Here is a 16,700-nt window from a genome sequence, read left to right as displayed (position 1 = left end):
TCGGCAGATGCTACATTGAGAAACGAAGATTGGTATATGGCTCAGGCGAGACAAAGCAGGCGGAATGACTGTCTCAAATGAGACTGGCCGCAGATCGGGCCTCCGGGCGGATCACCGGGGGCGAGATCCGGTCAAGTCAGTTCATTGGAACTCCGTCCTTATCTGACCACGGCCTCTCCGAACAGCGCGGCGATCTTCGCATCATCGAAACCGAAACGACCAAGAACCTCACGGCTGTGCTGCCCGATGCTGGGTGGGACCAGTCTGACCGAGCCGGGCGTCCGCTTGAGTTTCACCGCAAGGCCCGGTCCGCGATAGCCCTCGTAGTCGACCGTCATTTCGCGGCTGCGGGTGTGGTCGAGCGCCAACGCCTGCTCGACCGACAGGACCGGCGCGCAGGGAACACCAAGCTCCATCAGCCGCTCGAAAAGCGCCAGACCGTCGTGCGGGCTCAGCAGAGGCTCGATCCGCGCGCGCAGGCTCTCGCGATTCACCACCCGGTCGCCGTTGGTGCGGTAAAGCGGATCGGTGCCCAGGGCCTCGTCGCCGAGCTCACGGCAGAAGGTGCGGAACTGGCGGTCGTTGCCAATGGCAACGAACAGCTTGACCGTGCCGGTCGGAAACAGGTCGTAGGGCACGATGTTCGGGTGCCCGTTGCCGGTGCGGATGGCCTTGCCGCCGTTCAGCACATTGGCGGCATGCGGATGCAGCATCGCGATCGCGGTATCGTAGAGCGTGACCTCGACCATCTGTCCCTTGCCGGAGCGATTGCGCTCCAGCAGGGCCATCAGGATTCCCATGGCGCCATACATGCCGGTGCAGGTGTCGACGACCGGAACGCCGATGCGACAGGCGTCGTCAGCCGGGTCGCCGTTGATCGCCATCAAGCCCGACATCGCCTGGATCGCCGCATCGTAGCCCGGAAGCCCTCCATATTCGCCGGTATCGCCGAAGCCCGAAACCCGACAATGGATCAGGCGGGGAAAACGGCGGGTGATCTCGGCCGGATCGTTGATCCCCCATTTGGCCCAGGTCCCGAGCTTGAAGTTCTCGATGAACACATCTGCCCGTTCGAGCATCTCGAACAGCACTTCCATTCCGGCTGTGGTCGAAAGGTCGATGGCCAGGTCCTGCTTGTTGCGGTTGAGGCCAAGGAAGTAGGGCGCGACGCCATCGACGAAGGGCGGGCCAAAACGTCGGGTATCGTCCCCGTCAAAGGCCTCGACCTTGGTGACCTCTGCGCCATAGTCGCCCAAAAGCTGGCCGGCGAACGGCCCGGCGAGTACCCGCGAGGCATCAACTACGACCGTGCCGCTCAGGCAGCCCGAAGGCAATGTGTTCATGTTCGCTCCAGCGGGCTTCAAGGAAAGATAGCCGCCCCCATCAGCATCAACAGGAGCGAGCAAAGTAAGGGTCAGATATCGCCGCGCGCCCTGCGCCACTCGATCATTTGCGCGACAGAGATGGTCTGGAGCCCAAAACGGCGGGCGAAGTCGGCGATCTGTTCACCGCGCATCATAGTGCCATCCGGATTGACGAGTTCGCCGAGCACTCCGACCGGCACATGACCGGCAAGCCGGACGAGATCCCAGGCGGCCTCGGTATGCCCTTCGCGGGTCAGCACACCTCCCCTGCGCGCACGCAGGGGAAAGATGTGCCCGGGCCGACGCAGCATTCCCGGGTGAGGTGTCGCCGCCGACAGCACGTGGAACGACAGCGTTCGGTCACTGGCCGAGACACCCGTCCCGCAGCCGACAGCATCACAGGTCACGGTGAAAGCCGTTGCCTGTGGGTCGTTGTTGCGCGCAACCATCGGGGGCAGACCAAGCGCCTCCGCCCGGTCGTCATCCATCGCCGCGCACAGGATGCCCGTCGTATGGTTGACCATGAAGGCGACCATCTCTGGCGTGATGCCCTGCGCCGAGGCGATCAGGTCGCCCTCGTTCTCACGGTCATCGTCGTCGACAACGATGACCATGCCGCCTTCGGCAATGATCCCGATGGCCTGGCTCACCGGATCCGTTTCGTGCGGGACCACGCGAAAGGGCAGTGCTTCCGCAGCAGGCTCGATCTTGCAGTCAATATTCACGATACATACTCCGGTTACCAGTCCACCTGGCTCAGGACGCGTTCACCATCGGCAGAACCTCTTGTGCGAGGCGGCGCATCGTCAGACGCTCACGCTCGAGGTTCTCACCGCTGCCGTCCATTGCCGCCATCAGCAGCGTGCCGAAGGGGCCGGACCGCTCGCGCAGGCTGTTGATCTTGTCCGCCACGGTCTTGGGCGAACCGAAGATGACCGATGCGCGGACGATATCCTCGACGGTCACATCCTCATCCTTCATGTCGGGATCGGGCTTGATCACCGAAATGTAGTCGGCGCGTTTCAGCACCTGGAACAGATAGTCGAAGTAGTAGAAGTTCGAGCCCTTGGGGTCCATCAGCCAGTCCTCGGCCTGCGCATCGCTTTCGCCGATCAGCACGTTGCGCGCGATGGTCCAGTCCTCGCCGGTGGGTTCGCGCCCGATCGCCTCGCAGCCCTCGACATATTTTTCCCAGTGGCTGATGATCGTGCTTTCCGGGGCGAAGTTCGCCGAAACCGGCCGGTAACCCTTTTTGACCGCGAAGGAAATCGAGCTGCTGCCCGGCGACATCGAGGTCAGCGCGATCGGCGGATGCGGCTTGGTATAGGGCTTCTGCATGAAGCCGACGCCGAGTTCGGGGATGATGTTCTCGGTGATCTTGATCTGCCAGTGCTTGCCCTGGATGTCATAGGGCGGATCCTGCGACCAGATCTTCAGGATCATCTGCATCGACTCGGCCATGCGCTCGTTGCGGATGCCGGCATCAAGGTTACCGAACAGTTCCATGTCGGACGCGAGTCCGCCCGGGCCGACACCGAACACGAAGCGGCCCTCGGCCATGTGATCGAAGAGCGCGACCTCGGCTGCCACGATGGCGGGGTGGCGGTTCGGAAGGCAGACCACGCCGGAGCAGAGCTTGATGTTCTTCGTCTGCGGCAGAAGCGAGGCGAGAAAAACCAGCGGCGAGGTGATCGGCTCGGTGGTCGCCGAGATGTGTTCGCCCACCCAGGCCTCGGCAAAGCCGAGCTCGTCCGCATAGACGATCTTCTGGGTGTTTTCCTTCACGACATCCGAAAGCGCGCGGCTGGCCGGATGCAGCGGCATATGGAACAGTCCGATTTCCAAAGTATTCCTCCCTCAGGTTTGCTCAACGCCCGGATGGGCGCAGTTGAAAGTGTCAGGCCACGCGGGAGCGGATGGAAACCCGCTCCCCATTCCGCCATACGAGCGGTGCGGACTCGTGCATCCCGGCCCCGGGCAGAACGACATCGTCGACCTGGCCGAAGAAAACCGTGTGCGTGCCGAAGTCATGTGCGGCGACAACGGTGCACAGATGCGAGGCCAGGGCGCCGCGCAGGACCGGAAGCCCGTGCAGCCCCTCGGACCAGTCGTCGGTCGCGAAACGCATTTCCCGCATGTCGCTGCGCGAAAAGCGTTCAAGGATGGCGCCATGATCCTCAGCCATAAGGTTCAGACAGAACGTGCTGCTGGCGGCGATCACCGGATGGATCGACGCCGTGCGATTGACGGCGACCATCATCGACAGCGGATCCATCGACAGCGAGGTGGCGCTGGTCACCGCCATCCCGTGCCGCTTGCCCGACCCATCGCGGGCGGTCACCAGAGAGATGCTTGCCGCGGCAAGGCGCATGCTGGCGCGAAAACGATCCGTCAGGGTCCCGTCTACACTCACATCATTCATCATCATCTCCAGCCTCCCCTCTGTCGCGCCGGGCAAATGCCTGCCGAGCAATACTCCCGACGCACGTCCTCCAGCTGTGCGATCCATGGATATCAATCAGTTAGCATCTGTATACTGGCCCAATTGCGCCAATCCGGGCTTGCCCGCTGTCTCATGAGAGACAGTTGTCACCGGAAAGGGAGAGCAATTACTTCTGTTCCTGCTGCCCTCGGCGCACCCGCGCTCTTCAAAAAGCCGAATTCCGTGGATCCGCCGATGCAGTCCGCCTGACGCCTCCGTCAGGTGGCACGAGGGAGGAGGAAACCCCATGAAAGCACTGCGTTTCCACGCAGCCAAAGACCTGCGCGTCGAAACCATTCCGGAGCCGGCGGACCCTGCGGCGGACGAGGTGGTCATCCGCAATCGCTATGTCGGCATCTGCGGCACCGACCTGCATGAATATGCCTACGGGCCGATCTTCGTGCCGAAAGAGCCGCATCCCGTGACCGGAGTGTCCGGTCCCCAGGTCCTGGGCCACGAATTCGGCGGAGTGGTCACGAAAGTCGGCCGCGACGTGACGCATGTCGCCGTCGGCGACCGTGTTTCTGTCCAGCCGTTCATCACCCCGCGCAGCGGCGACTATTACATCGACCGTGGCGCCTTCAACCTGTCGGATACGATGGCGCTGGCCGGGCTCAGCTGGGTTGGAGGCGGGATGGCCGAGGCCTGCCTGCTGAAGGGCTACAATGTCTACAAGGTGCCTGAGGCCCTGTCGGATACCGATGCGGCCCTAGTCGAGCCGACCGCCGTCGCCGTCTACGGCTGTGACCGTGGCGGGGTGAAGGTAGGTGATTCGGTTCTGGTGACCGGCGCCGGGCCGATCGGCCTTCTGACCCTGCTGGCCGCGCGGGCCGCCGGGGCGGTGCAGCTCTTCGTGTCCGACCCCAACCCGACGCGCCTTGAAATCGCCAAGGGTATCCTGCCGGATGTCGTGACCATCAATCCGAAAGAGCAAAATGTCGGGGATGTCGTCCGCGCCGTGACCGAAGGAAATGTCGGCGTGGATGTCGCGCTGGAATGCGTCGGCAACACCTTCGCCCTGCAGGCCTGCGTCGATGCCGTGCGCAAGCAGGGGGTCGTCGTCCAGATCGGCCTGCATTCGGGCGAGGCGCCGGTGAACTGGTTCAACGTGGTCTACAAGGACATCGACATCCGGGGGTCCTGGGCCTACCCGAGCCAGATCTGGCCGCGCGTGATGCGCCTTCTCGCCTCGGGGCAGATCCCGGCACAAAAGGTGGTGACCCGGACGGTCACGCTCGATACCGCGATCAAGGAAGGCTTCGACGTGTTGCTCGATCCTGCGGGCAGCCACCTGAAGATCCTGATCGACCTTCAGCCGTAACAGTCGCCACGGCTGCCCGGAAGGACAGCGGCAGGGCCGGATCACGGAAATACGCGAACCGGCCCTGATCTGTTTCGGGATGCCTCTGCACCGGCAGTGATCACTGCCGGTGCAGAGGTTCGGCACGACGGACGCGCCTTGTCAGCCCGACACTCTTACGCGCGTTCGAGCAGCAGCGCGACCCCCTGCCCCACGCCGACACACATCGACACGATCGCCCGGCGCGCATCCGTGCTGTGAAGGTCCAGCGCCGCGCTGCCCGCTATCCGGGCCCCCGACATGCCCAAGGGATGGCCAAGCGCGATGGCCCCGCCATGGGGGTTCACCCTCGGATCGTCGTCGGCGATGCGCAGCCCCCGCAGACAGGCCAGAACCTGCGAGGCGAAGGCCTCGTTCACCTCGAACAGGTCGATATCCGCCGTGCCGAGCCCCGCCCGCTCCATCAGCTTGCGCACCGCCGGGACCGGGCCGTAGCCCATGATCCGGGGCGCAACCCCCGCCGCCGCGCCACCGGCGACGCGGGCCAGAGGGCGCAGCCCGTGGCGTTTCACCGCCGCCTCCGACGCCAGCAACAGCGCGGCGGCGCCGTCGTTCACGCCCGAGGAATTGCCCGCGGTGACAGAGCCATCGGCGCGCACCACCGGCTTCAGCCGCGCCAGATCCCCGGCCGTGGTCTGCGGGCGGGGATGTTCGTCCTGCGTCACCTCGACCGTCTTGCCGCGGCCGGCCGGGACTGTGACCGGCACGATCTCGCGCGCGAAAAAACCACTGGCTATCGCCGCCCCGGCCTTTTGCTGCGAAGCCAGCGCGCAGGCATCCTGATCGGCGCGCGAAATCGCGAAATCCGTCGCGACATTCTCGGCAGTTCCCGGCATCGGATCGACGCCGTATTGCGCCTGCATCTTCGGGTTTACGAAGCGCCAGCCGATGGTGGTGTCCTCCATCGCGACAGTCCGGGAATACGCGCTTTCCGCCTTCAGCATCACGAAGGGGGCGCGGCTCATGCTTTCGACGCCGCCCGCAATGGCCATGTCCATCTCGCCCGCGCGGATCGCCCGGGCCGCAGTCAGCACCGCCTCCAGCCCCGAGGCGCAGAGCCGGTTCAGCGTGACGCCCGGCACGGATTCGGGCAGGCCCGCCAGCAAAAGCGCCATGCGCGCCACGTTGCGGTTGTCCTCACCGGCCTGGTTGGCGCACCCCATCCACACCTCCTCGATGGCGGCCGGATCGAGCTCGGGTTGACGCGCCAGCAAGGCCGTCAGCGGCACGGCCGCGAGATCGTCCGTGCGCAACGCCGCCAGCGCGCCGCCGTGACGCCCGATCGGTGTCCGCACATAGTCGCAGATGAACACATCGCTCATGGTCGTTTCCTGTCGGTTCAGTCGTTGAGGTCGGCAAAGGCCGTCCCGGTGTCGGCGAGGCGGCGCACCAGCGGCGGCACCCGCCAGGTGAGCGGATCGGTGACGGCCAGTTCCTCGATCCGGCGCAGGATCGCAGCGGTGCCCAAGGTGTCGGCATAGTGCAGCAGGCCGCCGCGCCAGCGCGGAAAGCCGTAGCCATGCACCAGCACGATATCGATATCGCGCGGGCGCGCGGCGATGCCTTCATCGAGGATGTCCGCCGCCTCGGCGATCATCGCCAGCAGAATCCTGCCCGAGATGTCCTCGGGGGCGAAGCTCCGGCGGGTGACGCCAGCGCCTGCAGAAGCTTCGAGGATGACCTTTTCCACCGCCGCCGAAGGCATGGGCCTGGCCTTGTCGTCGTAGTCATACCAGCCCGCGCCGGACTTCCGGCCGAGGCGCTTCATATCCTCGACCAGCGTGTCGGCGACCGGGACATGGCGGATATCCGTCCGGTCCTTGAGGTTCTGGCGCTTGCGGTTGGCATAGGCGATGTCGAGCCCCGACATGTCCTGCGCGGCATAGGGGCCCATGGCCATGCCGAAACCGCGCATCGCGGCATCCACCTGCCCGGGCAGCGCGCCCTCGATCAGCAGGATATCGGCGACCTGACGATAACGGGTCAGGATGCGATTGCCGATGAAGCCGTCGCAGACGCCCGCCAGCACCGGCATCTTGCCCAGTCGTTTCGCCAGCGCGAACGCCACCCCCAGCGTCTCCGCCGAGGTCCGCTCGCCGCGCACGATCTCCAGCAACTTCATGATATGCGCCGGGCTGAAGAAATGCAGCCCGAGGAACCGGCCCGGATCGCGGATACCATCCGCCAGCCGGTTCACGTCGAGATAGGAGGTGTTGGTGGCAAGGACCGTCGTCTCGGGCTGGCTGGCCTGCAAGGTGGCAAAGATGCCGCGCTTGACCTCCATATCCTCGAAGGCGGCCTCGATGGCCAGATCCACCTGCGGCAGGGCGTCGAACCCCGCGACACAGGTCAGCCGCGCGGCGATCCGCGCCGCCGCATCGGCGGACAGCGCGCCGCGCTTCACTCCCTGCTGCACCAGCCCATCGACATTCGCCTGCGCCCGAACCTGCCCGGCGGCATCGGTCTCGACCACGGTGACATGGATACCGCTGCTCGCCAGTGTATAGGCGATCGCCGCCCCCATGTTGCCGCCGCCCACGACGATGGCGGTCTCTATCGCGCCGACCGGCGCCGGAAAAGCCTTGCCCGCCGAAAGCGCCGCCCGCTCGGCAAAGAAGATATGGCGCAGCGCGCGCGACTGATCCGCGCCGCGCAGGTCGAGGAACGCCTTCCGCTCGGCCGCAAGGTTGGCCTCCAGGGGATGCTCTGCCGCCGCCTCGACCAGGCCGATGGCGATCGGTGGCGCCGTCTGTCCCGGCATGCGCCTGGCCACCAGCCCGCGCGCCGCTTCGATGGCCGCCGCATCGGCCTCGGGTGCGGGACGGACATCCGCGACGAGGGCGCCGCGCAGCGTGGCCTCGTCCAGCGCCTTCGCCGCCGCGACCGGATCCTCGGCGATCGCGTCGATCATGCCCAGATCGAGCGCCTCCGCCGCCTTCACGCTGCGGCCCTGGCCGATCAGATCGACCGCGGCCGCGATTCCCGTCAGCCGGGGCAACCGCTGCGTGCCACCCGAGCCGGGGACGATCCCGAGCGTCACCTCGGGCAGGCCCAGCCCCGCCGAGGGTGCCGCGATGCGATAGCGGCAGGCCAGCGCGATCTCGCAGCCGCCGCCGAGCGCGATGCCGTTGATCGCGGCGACCGTGGGAATCGACAGCGCGGCGAGCCTTGCGAGTATCTCGTTCAGATGCGGCGCCAGGGGAGGGCCGTCGAATTCCTTCGCATCCGCACCGGCGACAAAGGCGCGCCCCGCGCCGGTCAGGATGATGCGGCCAACCCCGGCCTCGACCGCCTGTATGATCGCGGCATCAAGACCGGCGCGCGTTGCCTGGCCGAGGACGTTCAGGGGCGGATTGTCGATGGTGATGAGGGCCACGCCCCCGGCGATCTCGCAATGAACGGTCATCTGATCCTCACGCCACGGGCCGGGTCATCATCGATACGAATTTGGTGTTGAGATAGGCGTCGAAGGTCTCCGACCCGCCCTCGGTGCCGTATCCGCTGTCCCGGACCCCGCCGAAGGGGGTTTCCGGCAGGGCGAGGCCGAAATGGTTCACGCTGACCATGCCCGCCTGCAACCCGGCCGCCGATTGCTCGGCGCGCTCCAGCGAATTGGTGAAGACATAGGAGGCAAGGCCGAGCGGCAGCCGGTTCGCCCGCGCCAGACCGTCCTCGATGCCACGGAAGGGCGACACCACCGCGATCGGGCCGAAGGGTTCGTCGTTCATCAGCGCGATCTCGTCGCCCTCGGTGGTGACGATGGTCGGCGCATAGAAGTTGCCGACATTGCCGGTCCGGCTGCCGCCGGTCACCACATTCGCCCCGTGCTCGACCGCATCGGCGACAAGGGTTTCCATCGCGGCGACACGCCCGGGATGGCACAACGGCCCCATCTGCACACCCGGCTCCAGCCCGTCGCCGAGTTTCACCTTAGAGAAAGCCCCCGCCAGTTCGTCGACGAACCGCTCATATCCGCGTTCCTGCACGAAAAACCGTGTTGGAGAGATGCAGACCTGCCCGGCATTGCGCAGCTTGTTCGCCGCCAGCGCGCGGGCTGCGGCCTCCGGATCGGCATCGTCGAAGACCAGCACCGGCGCATGACCGCCGAGCTCCATCGTCAACCGTTTCATGTGACGACCCGCCAGTTCCGCCAGGTGCTTGCCCACCGGGATCGAGCCGGTGAAGCTGAGCTTCCTGACCTCGGGCCGCGCCATCAGCGTCTGCGAGATCAGGTTCGAATCCCCCCAGAGGAGGTTGAGGCATCCGTCCGGCAGCCCCGCCTCGCGCAGAAGGTCCGACATCGCCATGACGGAGGACGGCGTTTCCCCCGCCGCCTTCAGGATCACGGTGCAGCCCGAGGCGAGCGCCGCCGCGATCTTGCGCACCGCCTGGCTCATCGGGAAGTTCCACGGAGAGATCGCGAGGCAGACGCCCACCGGCTCGCGCAGGACCTGCTGCTGCACCCCGGCGATGCGGGCGGGAATGATGCGCCCATAGATGCGCCGCCCCTCCTCGGCGTGCCAGTCGACGTGATCGGCGCCCGAGCGGATCTCGACCACCGCTTCGGCCAGCGGCTTGCCCATGTCGCGCGTCAGGTTGGTCGCGATGGCCTCGGCATTGGCGCGCAACAGATCGGCGAACCGCCGCAGGATCGCGCTGCGATCGTAGGCCGACATTGCGCGCCATGTGGCGAAGGCCGCTTCGGCCGCGCTGACAACCCGGTCCAGATCCTCCGGCGTGGCCGAAGGCATCATCCCCAACTGTTCACCCGTTGCTGGGTTGATCACGGGCCGGGCCTCACGCGCCTCGGGGCCGATGCGCTCGGCGCCGATCACAAGCTCGATCCGGGGATACGGGGTGGAATGCATCACAGGTCCTCATCATTGCCGACAGCCAGCACCCCGGATGTGATCCGAAATGGCCGCATCCGGCCCCACCGAAAGCTGCGCCGCCACATTCCCCTTCATTGCTAGAGGGGTCCTTACCCCTGCGGCAATTGTCTCTTGTGCGACAGGCCATCCCTGCCGTGCTGCCACACCTGCGCCAGTTACGCGTTTCCCAAGTGTCTGATATTCCTGCTGTGAAATGCTGATCGCCGGACGGCTTCAGCCATCCGGCCGCCAAGAGAGAAGGACACGCCAGACCATGAGCCTGGATGCCGAGACGCTGAAGCAGTTTCTGGAAACGCTGGACCGCTTCGTGCGCGAACGGCTTGTGCCACATGAAGCGCAAGTTGCCGAAGACGATCGTATCCCGTCCGGCCTCATTGCGGAAATCCGAGAGATGGGCCTGTTCGGCATGTCCATCCCCGAGGAATTCGGCGGGCTGGGCCTGACCATGTCCGAAGAGGTTGCCGCCGCATTCGTGCTTGGCCAGACCTCGCCCGTCTTCCGCTCGCTGGTCGGCACCAACAACGGCATCGGCTCGCAGGGGATCATCATCGACGGCACGCCCGAGCAGAAGGCGGCCTATCTGCCGAAGCTCGCCAGTGGCGAGATGATCGCGTCCTTCGCGCTGACCGAACCCGAGGCGGGCTCCGACGCCGGATCGCTGCGCACTTCCGCCCGCCGCGATGGGGATGACTTCGTGCTGAACGGCACCAAGCGGTTTATCACCAATGCACCGCATGCGGGCCTGTTCACCGTCTTTGCGCGCACCGATCCCACCTCGAAGACCTCCGCCGGCGTCACTGCCTTTCTGGTCGAGGCCGGCACGCCGGGCCTGTCTATCGGCGCCATCGACAAGAAGATGGGGCAGAAGGGATCGCATACCGCCGATGTGATCCTCGAAGACTGCCGCGTTCCGGCCTCGGCCATCATCGGCGGGCCCGCGCGCGAAGGACAGGGCTTCAAAACCGCGATGAAGGTGCTGGATCGCGGGCGGCTTCACATCTCGGCCGTCTGCGTCGGCGCCGCGGAACGTCTGATCCGCGACAGCCTGGCCTATGCGATGGAGCGCAAGCAATTCGGCGAACCCATCGCCGAAAAGCAACTGGTGCAGGCCATGCTGGCTGACAGCCGCGCAGAGGCCTTTGCCGCCCGCTGCATGATCGAGGAAACCGCGCGGCGCAAGGACGCGGGGGCCAATGTCTCGACCGAGGCCGCATGCTGCAAGATGTTCGCCTCGGAGATGGTGGGCCGCGTGGCCGACCGCGCGGTGCAGATCCACGGCGGGGCGGGCTATGTCGAGGAATACGGCATCGAGCGCTTCTATCGCGATGTGCGCCTGTTCCGCATCTACGAGGGCACGACCCAGATCCAGCAGCTGGTGATCGCGCGCAACATGATCCGCGAGGCCTCGGCCTGAAGCGACCGGATTCGGATGGCCTCCTCCCGCGAATTCGCGCCATCCGAAACAGGGAGCGGCCCCCGTCCGATGCGGGGGCCGCTTTCCGTTCAAGGATGGTTCTCGCTGACCGGCAGATTTTCTCTGTCTTTCTTTGGGGAACCCCCTAGATTGGTACGGTGTGCGGTCGGCCAGACCGACCGGAATGACGACCATGTCTGTTGCAGGGGAGGGCCCGGGCATGCTTTCTCATATTCATCGGTTGCGCGCCCTGTCCACGGTCGAAGGGGCGAGAGGGTTGCCGACCCTGGTCGAAGGCAGTTGGCGCAGATGTCTTGAAACCCACCGGCTTTTGCCTGATTTCGCGCGCCGTGCCGACGTTCTGAGCTATGGCGAGCTGCGTGAAACGCTGGATCAGGAGGAGTTGCTGATCCGCTCGGCCACTGCCGAAATAGACCGGCTGTTCCGCCGTCTGGCCGCCGATGCCTGCACCGTGTCTCTGGCTTCGGCCCAGGGGGTCAAGCTGCTTTTCCGGTGCGATCCCTACCATATGGACGATCTGAACCGGGCGGGCGTTCTGCCCGGCTCGGTCTGGGCCGAGGACATGCAGGGGACAAACGGCATAGGCACCTGCCTGCTGGAGCGCCGTCCACTCTCGATTGTCGGAGACGAACACTTCAATCGCGTATTGAGCGACATCACCTGCACCGTGGCCCCGATCTTCGGCAGCAATGGCCAGCTCGCGGGTGTGCTCAACATCTCGTCGCTTGGCAGGATTGGCGCACAGGCTGTCCGCCTTCTGAGCGATGTGGTGAACCGTTCCGCGCGCAGGATCGAAACCCAGCTCTTTCAGCGGCGCAATTCCGGCCACCGCCTCGTCAGCCTCTCGGCGGATGGCGATTTCGCCGATGCGGCGGCGCTTTCCATGCTGGCGCTGGATGATTCCGGGCAAATCGTCGATTTCACACACGATGCTCCCGTGATGCTCCGCCGCGCGGCAGACCAACTCCCGATGGCTCGCCTTGATCAAATCGTCGAGCCTGATGCCGTGCACGGAGTCTGGTCCGAACCTATGACTCCTGCTGAAACAGGGCACTTGCGGATGGCTGCCCCAAGCCAGACAACTGTGGCAATCAGCGATCACCAGCCAGCGGCAACACCCGGATCCGAAGCGACGCTCTCAGATCCCCGGCTGGACGAAATACTACACCAAGCTCTTGACCTCGCACGCCGACAACTACCGCTTATGCTCATAGGTGAAACGGGAACCGGAAAAACGACACTCGCGCTCCGGCTCGCCCGCCTTGTCTCCGGCGATTTCCTGATGCTAGAGGGCGGGGCGGCTGATGATGTCACCCGTTTGAAACTCGATACGCTCAGGGCAAGACCAGGCTTTGCTCTTGTTCTCGATCAGATCGACGAGATGTCCGTTCCGATGCAGCGAAGCCTGGTTCAGGCTCTGGAAGGCGCCCAACGCCCTCTCATCACGGTCACATCCCCCGCAAAGGACCTGCAGCCGGAACTGGCGGGACTTCGTCCGGATCTCGTCCATAGGCTTAACGGTGCCGCATTCATCCTGCCTCCGCTGCGATCGACCCCCGAGCCGGAGAAGGTATTCCTGCGGGCTCTGGCCGAAGAAGCCCGGCTGGCAGGTCGGGCTGCGCCGCATATTTCGTCCGAAGCGCTGGCAATCCTGTGCTGCCATCACTGGCCCGGCAACCTCAGAGAGCTTCACTTCGCCCTGCGTCGTGCAATCGCACTGGCAGGGGATACGGTCACAGTGGCGCATCTTCCGACCCGGCTGATCGAGCTTTCTGAAACTCATGATGTTCTGGCACGCTCGAAAGCCGAGACGGCGAGGATTGAGACAGCCCTCCGCTATCACAAGGGCAATGTGATGGAGACGGCACGCTACCTCGGGGTTTCGCGTGCCACGCTCTATCGCAAAATGCAGGGCAAGCGATCAAAAGGGCTGACCGACAAACCCTAATCTAGATCACAGAGTTCACCATCATTCATGACAGGGCCTCCGCCACAAGTCGGGAGGAGCGGCAAGGAGGCAGCAGGCGCCATCTTCGATGTGCACGCACGCAGGGCGATGCGTTCCATACGCGCGCCTTCCAGCCCTTCGTCGAGGAACTCGACCTCGGCGGCGTCCAGTATCCGTTCGCGCAAGCCGGTGTCTCGCGGCCTTCCCCGGCCACGGCCGGACGGATTTTCTCGCTTCGCGGTCATGCTGCCCCTGTTTACTTTACTCACCGGCTCTGAAAACAGAAGGGCCTGCATCCTTCGGCAACTCTCCCTTCCGGTTTGCATGGCAGGATGAACAGCCTTTCGGAATATCCCGATGAAAAACCTGAACGGCGCCCTGCGTGATCCGCTTGTCCGGGCAACCGCCCTTCGACTGACCCTGGCCGCCATGATCGCGATGGTGGTGGCCACCGGGCTTGGCCTGGAGAACCCGTGGTGGGCCGCGATGGCGACATGGATGATCGGCCAGCCGCCGCGCGGGCTGATGCTGGAGCGCAGCATCGCCCAGTTCGTCGGAACGCTTCTGGGTGCGGCCGCCGGGGTGGCCATCGCGCTGGCGGGGAACCCGTATCTCGAACTGACATGCCTCGCGCTGTGGCTGGCGTTCTGTTGCGGCCTGGCGAACGCCATGCGGCATCAGCGCGCCTATGGGGCGGCGCTGGCCGGGCTGACGGCCAGCGTCGTCGTGACCCTGACGACCGGGACCGAAATCGCCCCCCTGAGCTTTGCCGGCGCCCGCGTCGCCGACACGCTGATCGGGATCGCCGCATCACTGGCCGTGGGCTTCCTGCTGCAGCCCCGTGCGCGGGCCCAGAGCCTGTCGGCGCGCTCGGCGGCCGTGCTGGCCGATGGTCTCCGCCTGGTCGGCATGGCGTTGCAGGAACATCAGACCGACCTGGTGGCACGGGAAGCGGCCTTCTTGTCGGCCCTGGCCGCGATCTCGGCGGGCGCCGAGGATGCTGCCGCCGGATCGTTCAAGGCGCGGCGCCGCCTGCGACCGCTCAACACGATGTCCGCATCGTTGCTGGATCTGATCGTGGTGGCCAGGATGATCCGCAAGGCATCGCAAAGCCGATCCATCACCGAGCAGGCGGACCTGCCGGCGCTGCGCGCCGCACTGGAGCGCGCGGCGGATGTTCTGGAGGAGACCGGCGAACTCGCCCCCCTGCCCGCCCTCGGCATGGTCGAGCGGACCGCAGCCGCGCATGCCGAACTGCAGGCCATCCTCGGCACCTTCGCGGCCGGGTTGCGGGAGGTTGCCCAAAGCCATCGGGCACTCGCCGACCCCTCGCTCATTGTTTCCACCGCGCGCATGCGGCCACAGCCGGATCGGACCGGGCTCAAGCGCGCAATGGCGCGCGGTTTCCTCGCGATTGCGACGTCCGCTCTTGTCTGGACCCTGACGGGATGGGAGGCCGGGCGCTTCCTGGTGCTCGGCGCCTCCATTTTCACCGTGCTGTTCGCGACGCTGGACCAGCCTCTGCCGCTGGTCCGCCAGGGGTTGATCGGCGGCGCGGTCGCGGCGCTGGCAGCCGTCGCATGGCGGCTGGGCATTGTCCCGTTTGCAGAGCTTTCGTGGCTCTCGCTGCTGCTGGCGCTTCCACTGTTCTGTGTCGCCTCCCTGCTGCAGGCAAGCCGGGCGACGGTTTTCGCCGGGCTGACATTCAACATGTTCTTTGCCGTCATGGCGCGGCCGGTGGACATGTTGCCATCCTCGCCGCAGACTGTCGTCGCTAGCGCCGCCATGCTGATCGTGGGCGTGGTGATCAGCGATTTCTTTTATCGCTGGGTCCTGCCGATGGACGTCGATCGCCGCCGCGGCCACATAGAAGCCTCGATCCGACGCGAAATCGCGTTCGCCAGCCTGCGCGCCGGCACCCCCTTGGCCGAACGCCACCTGTCGCGGCTGCGTCATCTCGTCTTGGAAATGGTGACGCGGGCCCGGGCAGACACGGCGGTCATCGGGGATGCGGTCGCCGCGCTGTCCCTGGGCCATATCGCGATGCGGCTCGGGCAGATCGTGCATCGGGAGCCGCCTGCTGCCGATGGGGACGGAATTGCGCAGGATTGCCTGCGCAGACTGGCAAATCCGATTGCGGACCCTGCCGCCTGTGGGCGCGAACTCCTCGAGTCAGGCCGGGCCATTGTGCCGGAGAAGATGACCTCTGCCGTTCGTCTTGCGCATCTGATGGCGCGCGAGCTCATCGACCATCCGAGGATTTTCAAGGACACCGCGACCAGGTGAAAGGCGTCTCTCGGTCCCGATTCACTTGACAGACGCCGAATATGAAAACCCGCCCCGGGGAGGGGCGGGTTTTGGGGTCCAGTTCATTACGAACTGCGCAAGACTGCCCGGCTCACTGCGCCTCGGGCAAGGCGTAGGCGACCACGTAGTCGCCGCGACCCGGCGACTGCCCGCCCGACGCGTTTCGATATCCGCAGTGTCTCGTTTCGGGCGATTGCTCCCGGGGTGTCGGCCTTCCAGAATTTGGCGTTCTTGCGGGGGGGAATGATGGCAGCAGCACCGTGGGCGGCAATGGCGTCGTGGCACTTGCGGGTGTCGCAGGCGCCATTGGCTGTGACACTGCCGATCTCCTGCCCAGTCGGGATCTGGTCGAGAAGTTCGGCCAGCATGGGCGCATCGTCGCGGAATACCGCCGCGCCTTCAACGAGACGACTGCGGATGCCAACGCTGAACGCAACAAGGTAAAGGTAGAAAAGAAGATCGCCAACATGCTCATCGCGATCCAGAGTGGTTTCTACAACTCATCCATGAAGGCCGACATGGTAGCGCTGAAGGACGAGAGATCCAGCCTCACCCGTTTCCTCGCCACCAGCCCGGAACCGCCCGCCCTGCGGCTGCATCCGCGCATGTCGGATCTCTACCGCGAGGAGATCGCGGATCTGGCCGAGGCGCTGAACCAGCCGGAGCTGAGGCCGCAGGCGACCGAACTGCTGCTCGGGCTGACCTCCGAGGTTCGGATGGTGCCCGCCCCGGGCATCCCCGGCGGCCATGAGATTGAACTTGTTGGGGAACTCGCCAGAATCCTGAACCTCGCCGAGGCGGATATGACAAAGCCCCCGCATGGTGCGAGGGCTGGTGTCGGGTCCAGGTCGGATACGGTGGTTGCGGGGGCCTGCGGCCACTGGCGTCATAAGTCCTGTTCGCCCCTGTTCC

At 65.4% G+C, this 16,700-nt stretch carries 11 protein-coding genes and 1 pseudogene; 4 read left to right on the top strand and 8 right to left on the bottom strand.

The window, feature by feature from the left end:
• Positions 1-158: 158 nt before the first annotated feature.
• The 4 genes from ABNX41_RS11725 to ABNX41_RS11710 form a co-directional block, all read right to left on the bottom strand.
• Positions 159-1,343 carry a CaiB/BaiF CoA transferase family protein gene (locus ABNX41_RS11725; protein ID WP_438669916.1) on the bottom strand — a complete coding sequence of 395 codons (1,185 nt, stop codon included), beginning with the start codon at positions 1,341-1,343 and terminating at the stop codon, positions 159-161.
• A gap of 71 nt (positions 1,344-1,414) precedes the next feature.
• Positions 1,415-2,089, bottom strand: coding sequence for a 3,4-dihydroxy-2-butanone-4-phosphate synthase (ribB, locus tag ABNX41_RS11720; protein ID WP_438669915.1), 675 nt, complete (start codon positions 2,087-2,089; stop codon positions 1,415-1,417).
• Positions 2,090-2,120: 31 nt separating this feature from the next.
• A complete protein-coding gene (locus ABNX41_RS11715) occupies positions 2,121-3,209 on the bottom strand; it encodes an LLM class flavin-dependent oxidoreductase (protein ID WP_438669914.1) in 1,089 nt (362 codons plus the stop codon).
• Positions 3,210-3,261: 52 nt separating this feature from the next.
• On the bottom strand, positions 3,262-3,792 hold the full coding sequence (locus ABNX41_RS11710; RefSeq protein ID WP_438669913.1) for a flavin reductase family protein: 531 nt from the start codon (positions 3,790-3,792) through the stop codon (positions 3,262-3,264).
• Between the two features lie 301 nt (positions 3,793-4,093).
• Between ABNX41_RS11710 and ABNX41_RS11705 the strand changes: the two genes are divergently transcribed.
• Positions 4,094-5,167: a 2,3-butanediol dehydrogenase gene (locus ABNX41_RS11705; RefSeq protein ID WP_438669912.1), complete on the top strand. Its 1,074-nt coding sequence runs from the start codon at positions 4,094-4,096 to the stop codon at positions 5,165-5,167.
• 155 nt (positions 5,168-5,322) lie between these two features.
• On the opposite strand, the gene pcaF is transcribed toward ABNX41_RS11705, so the two are convergent.
• Genes pcaF through ABNX41_RS11690 form a run of 3 tightly spaced genes read right to left on the bottom strand, consistent with a single transcriptional unit; the run spans position 5,323 to position 10,074 of the window.
• Positions 5,323-6,528: a 3-oxoadipyl-CoA thiolase gene (pcaF, locus tag ABNX41_RS11700; RefSeq protein ID WP_438669911.1), complete on the bottom strand. Its 1,206-nt coding sequence runs from the start codon at positions 6,526-6,528 to the stop codon at positions 5,323-5,325.
• Between the two features lie 17 nt (positions 6,529-6,545).
• Positions 6,546-8,612 (bottom strand): FAD-dependent oxidoreductase, encoded by a 2,067-nt coding sequence (locus ABNX41_RS11695; RefSeq protein ID WP_438669910.1) that lies wholly within the window; start codon positions 8,610-8,612, stop codon positions 6,546-6,548.
• Positions 8,613-8,619: 7 nt separating this feature from the next.
• Positions 8,620-10,074, bottom strand: a complete 1,455-nt coding sequence (locus ABNX41_RS11690) for an NAD-dependent succinate-semialdehyde dehydrogenase (protein ID WP_438669909.1) — start codon at positions 10,072-10,074, stop codon at positions 8,620-8,622.
• A 277-nt stretch (positions 10,075-10,351) separates the two neighbouring features.
• Between ABNX41_RS11690 and ABNX41_RS11685 the strand changes: the two genes are divergently transcribed.
• The 3 genes from ABNX41_RS11685 to ABNX41_RS11675 all read left to right on the top strand — a co-directional run bounded on the left by ABNX41_RS11685 (position 10,352) and on the right by ABNX41_RS11675 (position 15,767).
• The gene (locus tag ABNX41_RS11685) at positions 10,352-11,512 is read left to right on the top strand and encodes an acyl-CoA dehydrogenase family protein (RefSeq protein ID WP_438669908.1); all 1,161 of its coding nucleotides are present in this window, start codon (positions 10,352-10,354) and stop codon (positions 11,510-11,512) included.
• A gap of 220 nt (positions 11,513-11,732) precedes the next feature.
• Complete coding sequence (locus ABNX41_RS11680) at positions 11,733-13,481, top strand: sigma-54-dependent Fis family transcriptional regulator (protein WP_438669907.1); 1,749 nt, start codon at positions 11,733-11,735, stop codon at positions 13,479-13,481.
• A 357-nt stretch (positions 13,482-13,838) separates the two neighbouring features.
• Positions 13,839-15,767 carry an FUSC family protein gene (locus ABNX41_RS11675; protein WP_438669906.1) on the top strand — a complete coding sequence of 643 codons (1,929 nt, stop codon included), beginning with the start codon at positions 13,839-13,841 and terminating at the stop codon, positions 15,765-15,767.
• A 164-nt stretch (positions 15,768-15,931) separates the two neighbouring features.
• Here ABNX41_RS11675 and ABNX41_RS11670 read toward each other — a convergent pair.
• Positions 15,932-16,168: pseudogene (locus ABNX41_RS11670) on the bottom strand (transposase); the annotation flags it as partial.
• Positions 16,169-16,700 lie beyond the last annotated feature (532 nt).

This window comes from Pseudogemmobacter sonorensis (assembly GCF_042762395.1).
Lineage (GTDB): Bacteria > Pseudomonadota > Alphaproteobacteria > Rhodobacterales > Rhodobacteraceae > Pseudogemmobacter > Pseudogemmobacter sonorensis.
Note: the sequence above shows the minus strand (reverse complement) of the source record. Positions and strands in the feature narration are given on the sequence as shown.